This window comes from Bradyrhizobium sp. USDA 4341 (assembly GCF_054063755.1).
Genome location: NZ_JBSSGO010000002.1, coordinates 410,626 through 428,850 on the forward strand (window position 1 = coordinate 410,626; position 18,225 = coordinate 428,850).

At 64.6% G+C, this 18,225-nt stretch carries 24 protein-coding genes; 12 read left to right on the forward strand and 12 right to left on the reverse strand.

The window, feature by feature from the left end; translation table 11 throughout:
- Positions 1 to 23: 23 nt before the first annotated feature.
- From ACVIGB_RS07695 to ACVIGB_RS07710, 4 genes are all read right to left on the reverse strand, one after another.
- Complete coding sequence (locus ACVIGB_RS07695) at positions 24 to 1,061, reverse strand: aspartate-semialdehyde dehydrogenase (protein ID WP_456723172.1); 1,038 nt, start codon at positions 1,059 to 1,061, stop codon at positions 24 to 26.
- Between the two features lie 249 nt (positions 1,062 to 1,310).
- Positions 1,311 to 1,913, reverse strand: coding sequence for a PepSY domain-containing protein (locus ACVIGB_RS07700; protein WP_244549450.1), 603 nt, complete (start codon positions 1,911 to 1,913; stop codon positions 1,311 to 1,313).
- Between the two features lie 305 nt (positions 1,914 to 2,218).
- A complete protein-coding gene (locus tag ACVIGB_RS07705; RefSeq protein WP_092114091.1) occupies positions 2,219 to 2,956 on the reverse strand; it encodes a TetR/AcrR family transcriptional regulator in 738 nt (245 codons plus the stop codon).
- Positions 2,957 to 3,053: 97 nt separating this feature from the next.
- The gene (locus ACVIGB_RS07710) at positions 3,054 to 4,187 is read right to left on the reverse strand and encodes a patatin-like phospholipase family protein (RefSeq protein WP_456723171.1); all 1,134 of its coding nucleotides are present in this window, start codon (positions 4,185 to 4,187) and stop codon (positions 3,054 to 3,056) included.
- A 254-nt stretch (positions 4,188 to 4,441) separates the two neighbouring features.
- Here ACVIGB_RS07710 and tgt point away from each other — a divergent pair, with 254 nt between their 5' ends.
- Positions 4,442 to 5,575: a tRNA guanosine(34) transglycosylase Tgt gene (gene tgt, locus ACVIGB_RS07715; RefSeq protein WP_456723170.1), complete on the forward strand. Its 1,134-nt coding sequence runs from the start codon at positions 4,442 to 4,444 to the stop codon at positions 5,573 to 5,575.
- A gap of 9 nt (positions 5,576 to 5,584) precedes the next feature.
- Here the strand turns inward: tgt and ACVIGB_RS07720 are convergent, their stop codons facing one another.
- Positions 5,585 to 5,800, reverse strand: a complete 216-nt coding sequence (locus ACVIGB_RS07720) for a hypothetical protein (RefSeq protein WP_092114096.1) — start codon at positions 5,798 to 5,800, stop codon at positions 5,585 to 5,587.
- Between the two features lie 227 nt (positions 5,801 to 6,027).
- Between ACVIGB_RS07720 and cysK the strand changes: the two genes are divergently transcribed.
- Both cysK and ACVIGB_RS07730 read left to right on the forward strand, forming a co-directional pair.
- A complete protein-coding gene (gene cysK, locus ACVIGB_RS07725) occupies positions 6,028 to 7,002 on the forward strand; it encodes a cysteine synthase A (protein WP_092114098.1) in 975 nt (324 codons plus the stop codon).
- A 3-nt stretch (positions 7,003 to 7,005) separates the two neighbouring features.
- Positions 7,006 to 7,251: a BrnA antitoxin family protein gene (locus tag ACVIGB_RS07730; RefSeq protein WP_092114100.1), complete on the forward strand. Its 246-nt coding sequence runs from the start codon at positions 7,006 to 7,008 to the stop codon at positions 7,249 to 7,251.
- A gap of 79 nt (positions 7,252 to 7,330) precedes the next feature.
- Here the strand turns inward: ACVIGB_RS07730 and ACVIGB_RS07735 are convergent, their stop codons facing one another.
- Entirely contained in the window at positions 7,331 to 8,206 is an 876-nt protein-coding gene (locus ACVIGB_RS07735; protein WP_456723169.1) for a DMT family transporter, read from the reverse strand.
- 142 nt (positions 8,207 to 8,348) lie between these two features.
- On the opposite strand from ACVIGB_RS07735, the gene ACVIGB_RS07740 reads away from it, so the two are divergent.
- Positions 8,349 to 8,747 carry a RidA family protein gene (locus ACVIGB_RS07740; protein ID WP_456723168.1) on the forward strand — a complete coding sequence of 133 codons (399 nt, stop codon included), beginning with the start codon at positions 8,349 to 8,351 and terminating at the stop codon, positions 8,745 to 8,747.
- 154 nt (positions 8,748 to 8,901) lie between these two features.
- Here the strand turns inward: ACVIGB_RS07740 and ACVIGB_RS07745 are convergent, their stop codons facing one another.
- From ACVIGB_RS07745 to ACVIGB_RS07770, 6 genes are all read right to left on the reverse strand, one after another.
- Positions 8,902 to 9,456 (reverse strand): hypothetical protein, encoded by a 555-nt coding sequence (locus tag ACVIGB_RS07745; protein WP_456723167.1) that lies wholly within the window; start codon positions 9,454 to 9,456, stop codon positions 8,902 to 8,904.
- On the reverse strand, positions 9,401 to 9,760 hold the full coding sequence (locus ACVIGB_RS07750) for a hypothetical protein (RefSeq protein WP_244549451.1): 360 nt from the start codon (positions 9,758 to 9,760) through the stop codon (positions 9,401 to 9,403). Before ACVIGB_RS07750 ends, ACVIGB_RS07745 begins: the two co-directional genes overlap by 56 nt.
- 193 nt (positions 9,761 to 9,953) lie before the next feature.
- Complete coding sequence (locus ACVIGB_RS07755) at positions 9,954 to 10,553, reverse strand: formyltransferase family protein (protein ID WP_092114106.1); 600 nt, start codon at positions 10,551 to 10,553, stop codon at positions 9,954 to 9,956.
- A gap of 119 nt (positions 10,554 to 10,672) precedes the next feature.
- Complete coding sequence (locus ACVIGB_RS07760; protein WP_092114108.1) at positions 10,673 to 11,962, reverse strand: hemolysin family protein; 1,290 nt, start codon at positions 11,960 to 11,962, stop codon at positions 10,673 to 10,675.
- 216 nt (positions 11,963 to 12,178) lie between these two features.
- Positions 12,179 to 12,436, reverse strand: a complete 258-nt coding sequence (locus ACVIGB_RS07765; protein ID WP_456723166.1) for a hypothetical protein — start codon at positions 12,434 to 12,436, stop codon at positions 12,179 to 12,181.
- Positions 12,437 to 12,564: 128 nt separating this feature from the next.
- Positions 12,565 to 12,780, reverse strand: a complete 216-nt coding sequence (locus ACVIGB_RS07770) for a hypothetical protein (RefSeq protein WP_092114112.1) — start codon at positions 12,778 to 12,780, stop codon at positions 12,565 to 12,567.
- Between the two features lie 529 nt (positions 12,781 to 13,309).
- Here ACVIGB_RS07770 and ACVIGB_RS07775 point away from each other — a divergent pair.
- From ACVIGB_RS07775 to ACVIGB_RS07810, 8 genes are all read left to right on the forward strand, one after another.
- Complete coding sequence (locus ACVIGB_RS07775; protein WP_456723165.1) at positions 13,310 to 13,501, forward strand: hypothetical protein; 192 nt, start codon at positions 13,310 to 13,312, stop codon at positions 13,499 to 13,501.
- 11 nt (positions 13,502 to 13,512) lie between these two features.
- Complete coding sequence (locus tag ACVIGB_RS07780) at positions 13,513 to 14,493, forward strand: 3-hydroxybutyryl-CoA dehydrogenase (RefSeq protein WP_456749368.1); 981 nt, start codon at positions 13,513 to 13,515, stop codon at positions 14,491 to 14,493.
- A gap of 298 nt (positions 14,494 to 14,791) precedes the next feature.
- Positions 14,792 to 15,052 carry a DUF3551 domain-containing protein gene (locus ACVIGB_RS07785; RefSeq protein ID WP_092114117.1) on the forward strand — a complete coding sequence of 87 codons (261 nt, stop codon included), beginning with the start codon at positions 14,792 to 14,794 and terminating at the stop codon, positions 15,050 to 15,052.
- Positions 15,053 to 15,139: 87 nt separating this feature from the next.
- Positions 15,140 to 15,304, forward strand: coding sequence for a hypothetical protein (locus ACVIGB_RS07790; RefSeq protein WP_456723164.1), 165 nt, complete (start codon positions 15,140 to 15,142; stop codon positions 15,302 to 15,304).
- 37 nt (positions 15,305 to 15,341) lie between these two features.
- Positions 15,342 to 15,824 carry a hypothetical protein gene (locus ACVIGB_RS07795; RefSeq protein ID WP_456723163.1) on the forward strand — a complete coding sequence of 161 codons (483 nt, stop codon included), beginning with the start codon at positions 15,342 to 15,344 and terminating at the stop codon, positions 15,822 to 15,824.
- Positions 15,825 to 16,419: 595 nt separating this feature from the next.
- Positions 16,420 to 16,614, forward strand: a complete 195-nt coding sequence (locus tag ACVIGB_RS07800; protein WP_092114120.1) for a hypothetical protein — start codon at positions 16,420 to 16,422, stop codon at positions 16,612 to 16,614.
- A gap of 206 nt (positions 16,615 to 16,820) precedes the next feature.
- On the forward strand, positions 16,821 to 17,066 hold the full coding sequence (locus ACVIGB_RS07805; RefSeq protein WP_456723162.1) for a hypothetical protein: 246 nt from the start codon (positions 16,821 to 16,823) through the stop codon (positions 17,064 to 17,066).
- 771 nt (positions 17,067 to 17,837) lie between these two features.
- Complete coding sequence (locus ACVIGB_RS07810) at positions 17,838 to 17,966, forward strand: hypothetical protein (RefSeq protein WP_456723161.1); 129 nt, start codon at positions 17,838 to 17,840, stop codon at positions 17,964 to 17,966.
- Positions 17,967 to 18,225: the final 259 nt, after the last annotated feature.

The following is an 18,225-nucleotide window of genomic DNA, read 5'->3' on the forward strand; positions in this document are numbered from 1 at the left end:
CCCACCCTGTGCAGCTCGTTACCTCACGCCATCGCGCGCTCGGGCAGCAGCTCGGCGATCTGCACCGCGTTCAGCGCAGCCCCCTTGAGCAGCTGATCGGCCGCGACAAACATCGAGATCGAGTGCCCGGAGGGATCGCTGAGATCCTTGCGGATGCGGCCGACCAGCACGTCGTCCTGGCCGGACGCATCGATCGGCATCGGGAAGTAGTTCTTCGCGCGATCGTCGACGATCTTGACGCCCGGCGCCTGCGCCATGATCGCGCGCACCTGGTCCTCGGTGATCGGCTTCTCGCATTCGAAGGTGATCGCCTCGCAATGCGCGCGCAGCACCGGCACCCGCACGCAGGTGACGCCGACCGCGATCTTCTCGTCCTCGAAGATCTTGTGGGTCTCCTTGATGACCTTGGTCTCCTCGTCGTTGTAGCCGGTCTCCGGATCGATGGCCGTGTTGTGGTTGAACAGGTTGAAGGCGTAGGGGTGCGGCATCACCTTCGGGGTGTAGACCTGTCCGTTGAGATTGGCGCGGGTGGATTCGACGAGCTCCTCCATCGCGGCTGCTCCCGCGCCGCTTGCGGCCTGGTAGGTCGAGATGATCACGCGCTTGATGCGGTTCTTCTGGTGGATCGGCCACAGCGGCACCAGCGCGGTGATGGCGGCGCAGTTCGGGTTCGCGATGATGCCCTTGTGGTCGCGGATGCGGTTGGCGTTGATCTCGGGGATTACCAGCGGCACGTTCGGATCCATCCGGAAGGCCGACGAATTGTCGACCACGACGGCGCCGGACTTCACCGCGACAGGCGCGAACTTCTTTGAGATGCCGCTGCCGGCCGAGAACAGCGCGATGTCGACGCCCTCGAAGGCGCGCTCGGTCAGCTCCTCGATCACGACCGGCTTGCCGCGGAAGCTGACGGTCTTGCCGGCCGAGCGGGCGCTCGCCAGCGCCTTCAGCTTGCCGACGCGGAAGCCGCGCTTGTCCATGGTGGCGATGAATTCGGCGCCGACTGCGCCGGTGACGCCGACAATCGCGACGACGGGATCGTTACTCACTTTGTCCTCCATTCGAATTTGAGCATGACGCGGGCAACAAAAAAGCCCCGGACCTTCATCAGGCGGGGCTTCGGGTAGAGATGATGCTGTACGACCGACTACGCGCGCACGCCTCCCGAGGCCCCAGAGGGCTTGGTGGTTTTGGTCGTGCGTTTGGTCGCGATGATCATGGTGCGGACTTATGCGGCAGAGATCGGCGTCCGTCAACGGCTTTTGGGCGAAAACCTGGCAAGGGAGAACTTGGCAGCACCCGCGCGGCTCTCAGCGCCGGCGCGCGCCGGGCGGCTCGAGGATCACCTCTTTCAGGTCGTTGCCCGTCAGCACCACGATGACGAAATTGAGCTTGCCGCGTTCGCGCATCAAGCCGCCGCTGATCGCCTTGCCCGAGGTCGTGTGCTCGGCGACGCGCACCGCATCGGCGAGCCGATGCCGCAGCGCCCTGAGCACGACAAGGTTGTCGCGGTCTTCGGCGCCGAGGGAGGCCAGCGGCGAAGGCGGCTCGCCGCCGACCACTTGGCCGGTCGAGGCGTCGATCGCATGCTGCCAGATGCGGTTCTGCTGCATGGTCTTGACCCGGTAGACCGCGGGATCCGACGCGCCGTCGAAGCTGATGTCGGCGGTGATCGAGCCCGAGTGCAGCGCCTCCGCGATCGACATCGCCTTGCGCAGCGAGATCTGGGCGGACTGGAAGCTGTCGAGCTCGCGGCGAACCGCATGCACGTCGAGCGCGCTGTCACTGTCCTGCGGGGTGAGCGCGGCGGCAGCCGAACTCGTGATCGCATGGGCCGGCGACGCGAAGGGCAGGGCCAGCAGCGCGGTTGCAAGTAGCCGCGCTCCCAATGCCCAATGCCTCAGTGCGTGCAATCGTCCTGTCCTCATCGTCGAACCTGTATTGAACATGTGCACGCGCATGACCCGCGTTCGCAGAGCGAGGGGCGGGCCGAGAAAGGTGCGGCCGACCTCTGTTAGTCAGAGGTCGGCCGCCGAACGTTCAGGCGGAGCGATGGCGGCAGCTCCGTCGTGACGATCGAAGTTACAAGGTGACGCAGAACCCTTGGGGGGCGATCCGGGCTGAGCGTCTCTTTGCAACTAAACAATACGGTTTCGTTCTGTTTATTCAAGACTCATCACGGCAACGTGTAGGACGACGAAACGATCCAATAAAATGGTCAGCGCGTTGGCCGGCGACGTGCCTTGGCGGCGTCGCGCAGCCGGTCCCGCGGTCCCACGGCACCGGCGAGGAACAGCCGGATCGAGACTTCCATCCGCGTCACCGCGGCCTTCATGTCGATCAGAATCCCGAATGTCGCCATCCGGTGGGTGTGGCCGACCACCATGTTGAGGAAGGTCTCGGCCGCGATCGTCGTGTCCTCGAGGTCGAGGGCGCCATTGTCGACCAGATGGTCGAAGAAATCCGCCGTCGTCGACACCGCCTTCGACCAGCCTTCGTCGACGGCAAGCTTGGCGACCTCGGGGAAATTGATCGCCTGCGCGGTCAGGATCCGGCTGAAGGCGATGGAGTCGGCGCTGCAGTTCAGCACCAGCAGCTGCCGCCCGAGCTCGATCAGCCGTTCCTCGACCGAACCGTCGCAGCTACCGCCGGCCTGCGCTTCGGCTGCCGCGGCGGCGAGCGGGGCAAGCCACCGGGCAATTTCGCGCCTGAGCACCGCGGTGAACAGGCCGCGCTTGTCGCCGTACTGTCCGTAGACGGTGGGCTTGCTGACGCGGGCGGCCTCGGCCACGGCGTCGATCGACGTCGCATCGAAGCCGCGCTCGAGGAACAGGCGCGTAGCGACTTCGATCAGCCGCTGGTCGCGCTCGATCGCAGCATCCCGGGTCGGCCGGCCGCCGCGTGACTTGATCACGCCGCGCTTGGCCACCTTGGCCTTGGTTGCCGTCAATCCCATGCCCATTCATCTCGTTGTGCGTTCGGACGGGTCTGTCCGGTCTATAACCCGCGCGATGCGGATTCGTCCATTCGGTGGTACCGGGGGGCTGGCCCGCTCAGGGCGGCGTCGCGGTCCAGGCCTGCCCCGCGGCGGCCTTCTCGTAGCCGTGCTGGTAGAGCGCGCGCATATAGGCGGTGTCGAAGCCCTGGGTTTCCGGCGCCGGATAGTCGCGCTCGATGTAGGACAGATGGAAGCCCAGCCGGTTGCGGCGGGCGAAATCATAGGTCGAGAGAATGACCGAGCGCGTCTGCGCCTGGGTGATCGCGGAAATGCTGCGCGAGGCGACGTCGATCGTCGAGTTCGACACCAGCTCGAAGTTGCCCTCGAGCTTCTTGTTGACGAGGATGTAGATGTTCATGCGGCCATCGGCGGGCCAGGCACGTTCGCGAAACAGCAGTGCGTCCGGCAGCGTCAGGACGGGCGCAGTCACGCCGCCGTCGACATGCATCTCCTGGAAGCGGCGGCCCTGGCCCTCGGCGTCGATCATGATCGGCGGAAATACCAGCGGGATGCTGGCTGAGGCCGCCATCACGTCGCGAAACAGCTGCAGCGCCTCGGGGGTTCCGATGGCGGCGATCCGTCCCATGTCCCAGATCACCGTGCGCTGGGTGTCGAGATCGGTGGTGACGATCAGGAGCTTTCGGCCCTTGGCGTTTTCGCGCGCCACCTCGCTCAGGATGTCCTGGCCGACGTAACGGGCCACGAGCTCGCGCAGCCGCTTGTTGCCGAACAGGCCGGAGCCGAACAGCACCCGCATCAGGCTCGGGTCCTGCAGCAGGCTTTCGGCGATCCCCGACGTGTAGACCTCCCTCAGCGTGTCGTCATAGCGCGGGCCGAGGAATGCAAAGGGCGCGATCAGTCCGCCGGTGCTGACACCGGAGACGACCGAAAAGTTCGGACGGTTGCCGGCCGCGGTCCAGCCGTTGAGGACGCCGACGCCATAGGCGCCGTCGGCGCCGCCGCCGGAGAGGGCGAGATAGGTCTTGATCGGGGCGCGGTCGCTCTTCTCGAGCCGGAATTTGGACGCCGGCTCGTCGGCGTAGCGGCGCAGCCCGTCGAGATCGAGCACCCGCGAATTGGCGGCGTCGGCAGCCGTGTAAGGCATACGCGGCAGCGAGCTGCAGGCCGCCAGCGCGAAGGCGAGCCCGCACAGCAGCACCGCTTGCCGGATCGCATGAGCGGTAGTCATCCGATGGCGGACGCCGTCAGGCCGGGCGCTGCAGGGTGGGAACATCTCGGCCAGTCAGGTTTCACGCGGATTGCAGTCGCGGCGGGAACGATCCGCCGCCTTATTCTCGACATAAAACGATACGGTTTCGTTTTGTTTAACGGAAGGGCCGTTCCGGGGCAAGCATCCGTCCGGCCGCTGGCGATCACGAAGTCGCGCGGAGGCCGTTACCCGACGGGTTGATCGCGCACCGGCGACACGCAATAAGCAGCCGCATGAATCTTCCCAATCATTTCGAACTGCTGGCCACTGATGGCGCCGCCCGCACCGGGCGCCTGACCACGCCGCATGGCGTCGTCCGGACGCCAGCCTTCATGCCGGTCGGCACCGCCGGGGCGATGAAGGGCATGCATTGGCGCGAGGTGCGCGATGCCGGCGCCGATATCGTGCTCGGCAACACCTATCACCTGATGCTGCGGCCGGGCGCCGAGCGGATCGCGGGGCTTGGCGGCCTGCAGCGCTTCACCGGCTGGGGCGGCCCGATGCTGACGGATTCCGGCGGCTTCCAGGTGATGTCGCTCTCGGAGCTGCGCAAGGTGACCGAGAAGGCCGTGACCTTCCGCTCGCATATCGACGGCGCCAAGGTCGAACTGTCGCCGGAGCGCTCGATCGAGGTGCAACGGCTGCTCGGCTCCGACATCGCGATGCAGATGGACGAGTGCGTGCGGCTGCCGGCCGAGCGCGCCGACATCGAGCGCGCGATGCAGCTGTCGCTGCGCTGGGCCGAACGCTCCAAGCGTGCATTCGAGAGCGCGCCGGACGGCTACATGCTGTTCGGCATCGTCCAGGGCGGCGACATCCCCGATCTCCGCCACGCCAGCGCGCGCGGGCTGACCGACATTGGCTTTCACGGCTACGCGATCGGCGGGCTGGCGGTCGGCGAGCCGCAGGCGGTGATGCTGTCGATGATCGAGGAGACCGCGCCGGCGCTGCCGTCCGATCGGCCGCGCTATCTGATGGGCGTCGGCACGCCGGAGGACATTCTGGAGGCGGTGGCGCGCGGTGTCGACATGTTCGACTGTGTGATGCCGACCCGGAACGGGCGGCACGGCATGGCGTTCACCCGGTTCGGGCAGATCAACCTACGCAACGCCCGGCACATCGACGATCCGCGTCCGCTCGATGAAGAGAGTATGTGGCCCGCGGCGCGCAGCTACTCGCGCGCCTATCTGCACCATCTGGTGCGTGCCGGCGAAACACTTGGGGCAATGCTGCTGTCCGAAATCAACGTCGCCTATTACCAGGAGCTGATGCAGGGCATTCGCGACGCGGTGGCAAACGGCACCTTCGAGGAATTCAAAACGAAAACGCGCGCCGGTTGGGCGCGCGGTGACATCGCTCCGAGGTGAGCTGTGTGATCAGTTGCACACGATCGGTTTCACCGTGTGCTTGGTCACGAACCCGTAACCGCAATTGTCGCATGTCCAGAGATAGCTGATCAAATTGTCGAACAGGTACGCGGACGCTTCTGCCGCTACCATGGAGTCAGCACACACAGGACAGGTCGGCAAATCGCTGCCGCGCGGATCGGGCCTGGACGCTGCGGTCGACAGAACTTCAGCGAGAGCTGGCATGTGACCTCCTTTGCGTTCTGAGCTGCACCTTACCAAAGTATATAGACGCATTTGTTTGACCTTGTCGCAACACAAATGCGTAGGTTTTACGTTATTTGCGCAGGTTCTAGTTTTTGCAATGCAACGAATTTGCGTCTCGGCGGTTTCTCACTTGCGCGTCATGATGCGCTGCTTCTAATGAGAGAAGACCGCATATTTCCAGCATATCCCGCAGCAGGAGCCGCTTGATGGACGCGCCGTCGACAACGAGTGCAGTGCAACCCGGACGCGGCCGCGTCTTTGACTCCATCGTCGATGCGATCGGCTCGACGCCGATCGTGCGGCTGCGCAGACTGCCGCAGGCAAGCGGCGTCAACGCGACGATCCTCGCCAAGCTGGAATACTTCAATCCGGCGGCCAGCGTGAAGGATCGCATCGGCGCGGCGATGATCGTGGCGATGGAGAAGGCCGGCATCATCAACGCCGACACCGTGCTGATCGAGCCGACCTCGGGCAACACTGGGATTGCGCTGGCCTATGTCGCGGCATCGCGCGGCTATCGGCTGAAGCTCGTGATGCCGGAATCGATGTCGATCGAGCGGCGGCGGATGCTCGCCTTCCTTGGCGCAGAGATCGTGCTGACCCCGGCGGCGCAGGGCATGAAGGGCTCGATCGCGACCGCGGAAGAACTCGTGCGCACGACCCCCAACGCCGTCATGCCGCAGCAGTTCAAGAACCTCGCCAATCCCGAAATCCATCGCCGCACCACGGCGGAGGAGATCTGGAACGACACCGGCGGCAACATCGATTATTTCGTCGCCGGCGTCGGCACCGGCGGCACCATCACCGGCGTCGGGCAGGTGCTGAAGCCGCGCAAGCCGTCATTGCGCGTCGTCGCGGTGGAGCCGGAGGAGAGCCCGGTGCTGTCGGGCGGCCAGCATACGCCGCACAAGATCCAGGGCATCGGCGCGGGCTTCATCCCTGACATCCTCGACCGCTCGGTGATCGACGAGATCGTCAAGATCAACAGCGCCACCGCGATCGAGACCGCGCGCGCGCTGGCGCGCAACGAAGGCATCCCCGGCGGTATCTCGTCGGGGGCGGCAATCGCGGCCGCCTTGCAGATCGGCAAGCGGCCGGAGGCTGCGGGCAAGACCATCCTGGCGATTGTGCCGTCATTCTCGGAGCGCTATCTCTCGACGGTGCTGTTTGAAGGAATCTAGGACATGGCCGACCAGCCGAGACGACCGCGAACCCTGAACGATGCCCGCAGCGAAGCCGAGGCGGCGTTCAAACGGGCCACCACCAAGGTCGCGGATGCGCTGCCAAAGACTGCGGCCGTCCCGGTCCCCGGCGTCCGGGAGCAGGTCACGCTGCGGATCGATCAGGACGTGCTGGCATATTTCCAGGAGGGCGGCCCCGGCTGGCAGGACCGCATCAACGCGGCGCTGCGCAAGGCCGCCGGGAAGTAGCACGCTTTCGAAGCAGGCAGGCCCGGGATGATCCCCGGGCTTTGTGGTCGAGCCGCAGCGGTGTAGCGCTGCGCGGCCGTCATCTTGCGCGCGCCGACACCTTTGCAGCGGGCTTCAGGTTCAGGAGGTTGCCGGCCAGGATCATGGCGGCGCCAAGCACCGTATAGGCGTCGAGCTGCTCGGCATAAATCAGCCACCCGACGATCGCGGTCAGCGGGACCCGGACGAAATCCATCGGGATCACGACGGTCGCATCAGCGTGGAGCAGGGCGCGCGCCATGCAGTAATGCGAGAAGGTGCCGCAGAATGCGATCACGGCAAGCCAGCCCCAGGTGGAGAGCGGCGGCCAGGTCCAGACATAGAGCGCAGGCCCGATGCTGGCGAGCGACTGCACCACCAGCATCCAGAAGATGATCGTCAGCGCCTGCTCGGTCCGCGTCAGCGATTTGACCACGACGATCGAGACTCCGAAGCCCATGGCCGCGGCAAGCGCGATCAGCTGGCCCGGATTGATCGCACCGGTCGCCGGCCGCACGATCACGATGACGCCGATGAGGCCAAGCACGATCGCGACGACCTTCCAGGATGTCATCCGTTCGCCGAGGAAGCCCGCCGCGAGGATCGCGGTCCAGATCGGCATGGTGAACTCGATCGCGACCACCTGGCCGATCGGGATCAGTGTCAACGCATAGAACCAGCCAAGCTGCGCGCAGAAATGGATCAGGTTGCGCGCAATGTGCAAGTGCACGCGCGCGGTCTTCACGATCGCAAGCCCGCCATTGATGTGGACGAGCGGATACAGCATCACGAAGCCGAGCACGCCGCGCACGGCCATCAGCTGGAAGACGTTGACCTCGCGCGTCGCCTCGCGGCCGGCCACCGCCACGATCAGCATCAGCGCGAGCCAACCGGACATCCACAGTGCTGCGCGGGTCTTTGAGGGCGTGCGATCCATGACGGGAATGAGATGAGGAGGGATTCCCGGTATCGGCGAGCCGATGTGAATTTGCAACGCGCAATTCTGCCGATGCGTGGTGCGTCAACCGCGTGATCTCTGCTAAGCAGGGCGGGAATAATCACATCAGGAGGATCTGCTCATGCGTATCTTGCAACCGGCCGAGTGGTCGAAACCCCGCGGCTTCTCGCACGGTGTCGCGTTCGACGCGCCCGGCAAATGGATCGTCTTGGCGGGGCAGACCGGCGGCGATGAGAAGGGCGAGTACGCACCCGAGATGGCTGCCCAGGTCGGCACGGCGCTGAGGCGCATCATCAAGCTGTTGAACGAAGCCAGTGCCGGTCCCGAGCACATCGTCCGCCTGACCTGGTACCTGACCAGCCGCAGCGAATACGAGGCCGCGGGCGCCGGTATCGGCGCGGCGTGGAAGGAGACGCTCGGACGCAATTTCCCGCCGTCCACGCTGCTCTATATCGACGGGCTGGTCGATCAGCGCGCCAAGGTCGAGATCGAGGTCACCGCGTTCGTGCCCGCCGCGTAGAGCGTTTTCGAGCGAAGTGGATACCGGTTCGCGTAAAGAAAACGCGCCAACACAAGAATCTAGCGTCGAGACGCGCGTGCGGTGGTTGCCGCGCAGCCAGCAAAAAGCCCTCGGGGATGACCCGAGGGCTTTTCTCGTTCGGCGTGTCGATTGGTTACTTCGACAGGGTGATGTTGGCGCCGCGGAACTGGCTGTCGGCCCTGATCGTGACGGACTGCTTGTTGCCGCTGGTGCGCATCGAAATGTCGGCGTTGAAGCCGGGCGCGCTGGCAACGACCTGGAAGTTGCCGCCGCCGCCGCGACCGCGCAGGTCGCCGCTGACATTGCGGCTGGACTCGCTCCAGGAGCCGGTGACCGCGCTGCCCTCGGCCTCCACGTCGGCCGCCAGGTTGAACTTGTAGGCGTCGCTGGCGCAGGTGAGGCTCATGGTCATCCTGGGCCCACCGACGTGATAGGTCGCACGGCAGCGGATCCGCTCGCTGGAACCGTCGTCGAGGGTGACCGAGCCGGCGCCCGACCAAGTGCCTGCCATGCCGGCGAACGGGCCGGACTGGGCATGGCCAGCGGTGCTTGCCAATGCGGTCACGAAAAACGCGGCGGCTGCAAATGCTGGCCGCCGCGCGATGGCGAAGAAACTCGATACGCTGGTGATCTTATTGACGGGATGCTTCCCATCGGCCGCTGCACGGTACGCCAGCTGATGCCCCATTCCACTTCCCCGATCCGGAGTTGCCACTGAGTTGTCCGTTCGCATATGCACCATTGATCGAGACGCGCACAAGGCCCCCGCTGCCAACGGTGCCGGAGATCGTCGCGCCGGGCGCGGTGATCTTTCCTTCCGAAACGGTCAGGGTGGAGCTGGACGACGGCTCGCAGCTACCGGTCTTGGTGACGACGGTGACGTTCCAGAGGCCGTCATAAGGCTGCTGCGCGGAGGCGGGAGCAGCGGTGAGGGCGGCAGCCGAGGCGACCGAAGTGACCAAAATCAGGTCGCGAATGCGGATCGAACGCATGAATCAAATCCCTGTCATTTCGTGTGATGACGCGGCTTATCCTGTCACAATGTGTTCAAAATTTGCTGCGTCGCGGGAGCCCCGAATGTTCCTGTGAACTCAAACACATCATAGTGAATCTGGTTCCGGGTCGGGAACGAAGAATTTGTTCCGTCGTTTGATTATCCAAGGTATCTGGATACCAAGCTGCGGGTTAGTGCTTGTCAGGGCTGAGGTTAGGCGCCTTGGTCGCAAACTGCTCATCCTGGGGCTTGGCCGGCAGGGTCTTGAAGGCCTTCGCGTAGTCGATGACCTCCCCGAGCAGGCGCAGGCCGAGCGGTGCCAGCGCACGCTCCCACAATTCGCGAGCGGTCTCGCCTTTCTTGACGAACACCCAGTCCTGGGCGGCGATGGCGCCGGCGTCCATGCGGTCGGCGAGGTGATAGATGCTGCCGCCGGCGATCGGATCGCCTTCCTTGATGGTCCATTCCACCGCCGCGATGCCGCGGTGGCGGGGCAGCAGCGACGGGTGGTAGCCGACGCCACCAAACTTGGTCGCGGCGAGGGCCTCCTTGCTGACCCGGGCGTGGCTGTGGGCCGTGACGATCAGGTCGGTGCCCGGCGCGATCTCGGCGGCCGTCACCAGCTTGGGATCGGCCTGGACCACGACCTCGATGCCGGCCGCGCGGGCGGCTGCCGCCAGCCGGTCCTCGCCGTCATGGACGACCACCCTGGCGATCTCGACGGCGTGCTCGCGCAGCATGTTCAAGGTCGTCACGCCGAAATGGCGGGAACCGACGAGGGTAAGGCGCATGGGATCAATTCCGTGGGGGTTACGCGGGATTTGCTTGGGCTGCCGCTATGCCGATAGCACACCGCGGTCGCCGGTTTCGTTGTGCTGCCCGTTATCAACAGGCCGGCCGGCTGGCAACCTCAGGCCGCCGGCTGCTTGCTCGCCAGCACCTTGTCGATACGCCGGCCGTCGAGATCGACGATCTCGAAGTCCCAACCCTGCGCAGTGATTTTCGCACCGGTATCGGGGATCGCGCCGAACGCATGCAGCAGGAAGCCGGCGGCGGTCTGGTAGGGCCGCGGCGAGGGCAGCACGATGCCGAGCAGTTCGCTGAACTCGAGCGCCGGCATCCAGCCCGAGATCAGATAGGAGCCGTCGTCGCGCCTGACATAGGCGGGCTCGGCCGGGCCTTCCTCGGTATGGAAGGCGCCGACGATTGCCTCGAGGATGTCGGCGCTGGTGACGACGCCCTGGAAGGTGCCGTATTCGTCGTGCACGAGGCCGATATGCACCGCGGAGTCGCGCAGGATCGCGACCACGTCGCGGGCGTCGACGGTCTCCGGAATGATCGGCGCATCGCGCGTCAGCGCGCGGATGTCGGGCGTCTGGCCGGCGAGGTAGACGTCGAGCACGTCCTTGGCCTGCACGATGCCGAGCGCATGATCGCGGTTGCCGTCGAACACCACACAGCGCGAGTGACTGCTCTTTTGCAGCGTCGCCAGGATCTCGGGCGCGGGCGCGGCGAGGTCGATCAGGCTGACCTCATGGCGCGGTGTCATGACGGCGCCGACCGGCAGATCGCCAAGCCGCATCACGCCGGCGATCATCTCCTTTTCGCCGGGCTCCAGCACGCCGGCGTTTTCGGCTTCCACCACCAGCGTCTTGATCTCGTCCTCGCTGACGCGGTCCTGCGCATCCTCGCGATGGCCCAACAGCCACAGCAGCGATTTGCCGGAGCGGTCGAGCAGCCACACCACCGGCAGCGACAATCTTGCCATCACCGTCATCGCCGGCGCGGCCCGCACCGCGATCGCCTCCGGATCGCGCAGCGCGATCTGCTTCGGCACGAGCTCGCCGACGATCAGCGAGGCATAGGTGATCACGCCGACGACGATGGCGACACCGGCAGCGTCGGCGACGTTGGCCGGCACGCCAAGCTCGAACAGCCATTGCGAGAGGCGCTGGCCCAGCGTCGCGCCCGAGAAGGCGCCGGACAGCACGCCGATCAGCGTGATGCCGATCTGCACCGTGGAGAGGAATTTTCCGGGATCGGAGGCCAGCGCAAGCGCGCGGCGCGAACCGTTGACGCCGCGTTCGACCAGCGCGGCAAGGCGCGCCGGACGGGAGGAGACGATCGCGAGCTCGGACATCGACAACAGACCGTTGACGACGATCAAGACCGCCACGATCGCAAGTTCCAGATATAACACGGGAGTCCCTGAGGTTTGGCGGCATGAGCCGCTCTGCGACGCCCTATATAGGCATACCGGGGCCGTTTTGCTGTGCCTTGTCGGGCGCCCCTGCACAAGCAGAGCGTGCGTATGGCGCGCATGCAGCAGGAGATCGCGGCATTTTGGCGCGCCGCGTTCGTGGCAGCGCGGCGCTTTCTTCGCACGAGCCGCAATCCGCTGCGCTGGAAAACGCTCCTAGGCGAGTATCCGCAGCTCAGGTCGGACGAACGTCTTGCCCGATGCAGAAGGCTGACTCAGCATCTGTTTGGAAGCGGCTTGCAGCTGCACGCGCAAATCGGCGTTGCATTGCTTCATCTGGTTGCGCAGTTCGCGTCGGGAGAAGGTGGTGAGCGAGGGGTCCGCAAGCTGTTGCCAGGCGCTGCGGAGCCATTCCTGCAGCTCGCGAATGTTCTGATCCAAAATCTTCTGATCCAGGACGCTGGGCTGGGTCATGCAGCCAAATCCCACGAGGTGATCAGTTGCAAAGTAACGCTGATTCGCGTCGCTTCACCTAGCGCTATGTTGCCCAGGCGCGTGTTCGGCAGGGGAGATCGGATGCGGCAGGCGCGCCGTTGCCCGGCTCACCGCGCCTTGCCGGGGCCGGTGCGCAGGAAATCCAGTGCGATCGGCAGCGCGAGGAACAGCGCGGCCATCATCGAAAGATGACGCGTTTGCGTGGCGGTCAGGCCGAGATCGTGTTGGGCGAGATAGGCGAGCATGATCGCTGCGTAGGCGGCGACGCAGATCGCGACGGCGATGCTCCCGAAATCGGTCTTGCTGTCGGTCTCATCGTTCACGGCGGCACCACTTCGTTGCGGGAGTGGTGTAGCGCGGCTCACCTGCACTGACTATGAGCTGGATCACGGGCGCGAGACGGACGATCGGCTTCGCTCGTCGCGGCGATCGATCAGGCCGGCTCGCGGCACGAAGCCTAGCGAGGGAGCTTGCGTTCCGGCTGGCTTTCCTGCGGAAGCTTGACCGGGACGTGGGGCGATGTGCTCACCACACGCGGGCTTCCGTCGGAATGGGTCTGGCCGTTGAGCAATGTCTCGAGAACCAAAAAGAATTTTTCAGAAAGCATGGGCGTAGCCCTCGTCGTCTAACGTCCTTATGTCGCGGCATCCGGCGGAAAATTCGATCAATTAAAAGCGAGTCGCGCCGCCATGGCGATGCTGCGGCGCGGGGTCTGCCCTGTGCAATCCGGGAGATTACCGGCACTGAGCCTTCAGCCTGCGCGCCGATAGTTGCCAAATTCCTAACGGCGGCTGGCGCAGCGGATGATCGCGTCACACCGTTCCTTCAAGGATCGACGTTAACGAGAGCGGCATGGATCGGGACCAGGACATCGACGAGGGATGTGGGTCGGCGCTGCGCCGCAGCTACGGCCGGTTCGCCTGGTGGATCGTACGGCTTAACCGCGTGCTCGAGCCGTCGCGCGCGGCCGAGCCGCCGCGCACCCAATTGCCGCCGCGCGCCGCCGTCCCGCCACGGCGATCCATCCCGCCGCGCCCGGAATAGACCCCACCAGGATACCGCCGCCTCCTGTATCGGCCGTTCGGCCGGACTGCTATGCATGCGCCACCCGCGGACCTCAAGGGTTCGCCGTTTTTGACGATGCGGCCGCGCGGCGGCGCAAGCGACGAGAAGGGACAGACACAATGATCGAGACGGTTGGCATCATCGGCGCCGGAACCATGGGCAACGGCATCGCGCAAATCTGCGCAGCGGCGGGGCTTGCCGTGACCATGGTGGATATCTCGGACGCGGCGGTGCAACGCGGCCTCAAGACGGTCGGGTCCAGTCTCGACCGCCTGGTCGCCAAGGAGAAGATGACGGCGGCCGATCGCGACGCGACGCTCGCGCGGATCAACGCGACCACCGACAAGTCCAAGCTTGCCGCCTGCGATCTCGTGATCGAAGCCGCCACCGAGAACGAGGAGCTGAAGGTCAAGATTCTCAAGGATCTCTGCGCCGGGCTGAAGCCGAGCGCGCTGGTCGCGACCAACACCTCGTCGATCTCGATCACCCGCCTTGCGGCCTCGACCGATCGTCCCGACCGCTTCATCGGGATGCACTTCTTCAATCCGGTCCCGGTGATGGCGCTGCTCGAACTGATCCGCGGCCTGCAGACCTCGGACGACACGGTCGCCAAGGCCGAAGCCTTTGCCAAGCGTGTCGGCAAGGTCGCGATCACCGCGAAGAACAGCCCGGGCTTTGCAGTGAACCGCATCCTGTGCCCGATGATCAACGAGGCGATCTTCGCGCTGCAGGAAGGCATTGCGACCGCGGAAGAGATCGACGCCGGCATGAAGCTCGGCTGCAACCATCCGATCGGCCCGCTCGCGCTTGCCGACCTGATCGGGCTCGACACCATGCTGTCGGTGATGGAGGTGTTCTACACCGGCTTCAACGATCCCAAATACCGGCCGGCGCCGCTGCTGAAGGAGATGGTCGATGCCGGCCATCTCGGCCGCAAGACCGGGCAGGGGTTCTACAGCTACAGCAAGTGAAGTCTGCGCGCGCCTGACCCCCGTAGTCATCCGGGATGGATCGCGCGGACAAGCTCGCGTAATCACAACGCCTGATCCGCCACTGAGGCGGGGGACATCAGACACGAGGCCCGGGCTCCTAGGCACACCGGGCCTCGTGTTTTTTGTTTGGTCCCCAGCCCATCCGGAGCGCCCTGGCTTCCGATGCGCTCCTCCGTGCTCGGGTCACACCTTCTTGAGGCGGTGAGCGGAAACCTCGCAGATCTTCCCGGCGTACCTAAATCAACGGCTGGGTGCCGATCGAGAAGGAAGCAGGATCATGCGCAGGTCGAATTTGGCAATTCTGGCGTTCGCGGCGCTCGGGACGAGCTGGATTGTCGGTTCCGCACAGCCGGCGGCGGCCGATCCCTATGATTATCCCTGGTGCATCCAGGGCAGGGATGAGGGATATCCCGGCTATTGCGGCTACCAGACCTACGAGCAGTGCCAGGCGTCGGCGTCAGGCCGCGATGCCTATTGCGGCATCAATCCCCGGGTTGCGTTCAGCCAGCAGCGGATATCGCCGCGGGCCCCCCGCTAAGCGGTACGAGCATGTCGGCCGGGCGGCCATCAGGCATGATGGTTGCATTGCCGATGGTCGGAGAATTCACCCTGCGTTGGAGAGCACATGGGCGAGATCATCAGGTTCATCCCGAAGTCTGAACTGGAGCGCGCGCGTCTGATTCGCGAGGCCCGGGCCAACTACGAGCGCATCTTTCCGTCGGCCGATTCGGCTGATGTGCAAGGCGCCGCGGTCGAGGGCGACGGCAGCGAGGCATCGTCGAAGCCGTAGCCACCGGTATTGCGCTCGAGAGGATGCGGACGCTGCGATGTGGAAACGGAACTGGCGGCAGTTGTGGCAGACGTTTTGGCAGACTTGGACGATCGAGAAGCCGGCCGCGCTTGGCGACTGGCTCTGGCAGGTCCTGGTCGTTGAGCTCGCGGCCCTGCTGGATCGGCTGACGTTGCGGAAGCTGATCGCGCTGATCCCGGTCGTCATCGTGATCGGTGCCTATCTGCACCGGATTCCGCTTCCTCCCGAATTGATGCTGGTCGGCGATGTGCTGGCCTATATCGACGTCTTCTCGATGATCTTCCTGATCGGCCTGTTCGCGCGCGTGGCGATCGTGATGGCCGTCGTGAGACAGGCCATCGAGCTCGCTCAAGGCCTCGCGCGGCGTGTGCCGATGGCGCTACGCCGGTTTGACACGCGTCATCGTCGCGCCAAGGACAGCGTGCGCCGCAGACGCCTCACCGGTGCGAGGACCGACGATGATGAGCCCGCTGTCGTCGCGGGCCTGGCATGGGCTTAGATCGAGGCGATGCGGCGATGAGGAACGCAATTGTGCCACCTATCGCGGCTTTTCGGGCCTGTTCGTCGCTGTCGTCGGCCGCGGGCCGGGCAGGGCTACTCGCGGAAGAGCCGTTCTGGCTACGCCGGTGCGAGCTGGAGAGATCGGTTGAGCCCTGCCGGGAGCGATGAAACGCGATCCCCATCTGGAAACTCCAGACACCGAACAACACCGCGGCGGCCACACAGGCGGCCACGAAGGCCCAATCGCGTTTCTTCATCTGATACAACAATGCCAACTCAAGGACACGCCGGCCACGGGCCTGCGCCAACCACGCCACCAAATGCCTCACCACCGCAATCCGCGCGAAGATGCCCCAACACTGCGGTCAAGACGTTGCTGCGTCCCAAGCAAGACTCACGCATACTGAAGCGATCGGGCGTGCTTGTCGATCCGCGTAGCGCGCACCGCACTGGTCACGGAGCAGTGATTATCAAATCGCGCCTCCAGCAACACTCCGACCAGATCATCCCGCGTCCGCAACAATCTTGCCAAACTTTCACTAGGTCGTTGGCGCACTGAGTTCGAAGATGCAGATGAAATCGGACGAATCGCAATGACCGAACTTGAGGAGCTTCGCTACTTCGAGCACCAGTGCCTGGAGATGGCCAAGCAGTCCACGCTGCCGGATGCTCGACGCGCGCTCCAGATCCTTGCTCGCAACTACGCCACGGCGGCCGAAATCCTCGAACGGCGCGCACAATCCGCCAACACGGCGCTCGCCCAACTGTTTCGATGCCTGAGGCTCTGACGAGCGGCCGGGCCGGCACGGCTGCGACGCCGTGCGGATGATCCTGGCCTTGTTGCCGGGATGCCGCCACCGCACCAACAACGTTTCGTTAACTCGACTCACTCACGCTCCCCTTGGGCCGTCTGGATGGGCCGCTATGCAGAAGGCCGCCACGACAAGCTCCGTGGCGGCCTTTTGCGTTCCGAGAGTGCTGAGGGAGACGACCGATGGACTACGGCGCCTTCACCGACGCCAGCCTGAAGATGATGTACGAAGCCATCCGCGGTGCGCTCAAAGCCGACGATGAATTCGAGGCCAACGGCGAAGAGCCAAAATTTCGGGTCCGCTCAACGCCCGAATGGAAACGGCACGCCGGCAGTCTCGAGGCCGAGATGCTGAAGCGAGGGCTCCCGCTCGATATCATCGACTGGACGGGCGATCAGGGCGAGCTGCCCCTGACGGTGGAGCCGTGAGTGCTCATCGAAGAGAACTTGATCGGCGTTCGCTTCGGTCGCTTCACGACATCGCGCTTCGCTTGATGGACATAATCCATAGATGGCTGGCGGGCAGCTCCCCCGCGATTGGGCGGGACCGTCGCTCCTTGGGCTGGAGCGGCGATCCCTCATCGCGCGATGCATGGTCGGTGTGTGGGGTTGGTCGGCCAATCTGCACGATTGGGCACATCGTAAATCGACAAATGCCCGCAGCAATTGCGATTCTGAACTAGCCGGCGGATACCGCGGGAAGGCTAATCCCTCGCGCAAAGGTGGTAGCGCGCCGCAGCGACAGTGCGGATCAAGATCACCGAGCTGGTTTCGTTGCAATCTGCAACGAAACTTCAAGGTGGCCCTTGAGCGCGGCGCCGCGGCATTTTTTCACCGCGATTCACACACGTTATTTCCGGAACCTCAATCGCTCGGAATCATCCGAGACATGGGCAGGCAATTTCATTTCGTATTTTTACAGGCCCAGCACGGCCGCTGAATTTCGCGGCAATCGGCGGTCGACGATAGCATAGGAAGATGACGGCCTCAGCGTTGTTCCCCAACGCTGAGGCTGTTTCCGTTGTGCGCGGAGTCGATCGACTGAGAACAGGAACGAAGCGCGTTCGGTAATGGTTGTCGTGGTCCAGTGCCGACCTGCTGCCTCAACGGCGCTGGGATAACCCAAGTGTAAACTTGGCCTCAGCTTGCCCCCCTCGCTGGGGCCACTTCTTTCGGACCAAGACGGATGGAGAACCGTCCATGCAGGATGATTACCAGATCTTTCGCGATGCAGAGCTTTGGTTGGCTGCCGGAGTGAGCTGCGCGCCCGCGTTACTGATCGCGGCCGTGATGATTGCATCGCTAATTCAGCCGCAGTTCCCGGGCTGACAAGCTATGAACCGACCCGCGAAGCCGCGAGTAACAGGCAAAGTGCTAAACATGGTAGCAGGAGCAACTGTTCTGCTGGCGCTGTTGCTCATGGGTTTCGTTTTTAGCGCGACATAGCTGCGCGCAGATGGCCTTGACCGATGGTCGAGGGAATACAGGCCATTGGCGTCGGCGGTCGTCCATTTCGAGTGGGACGGCAACGTGGGTACGCGAAAGGCGCGCTCGAAGGCCGGGCGCTCGCGGTGCCGGTCGCCGGCCT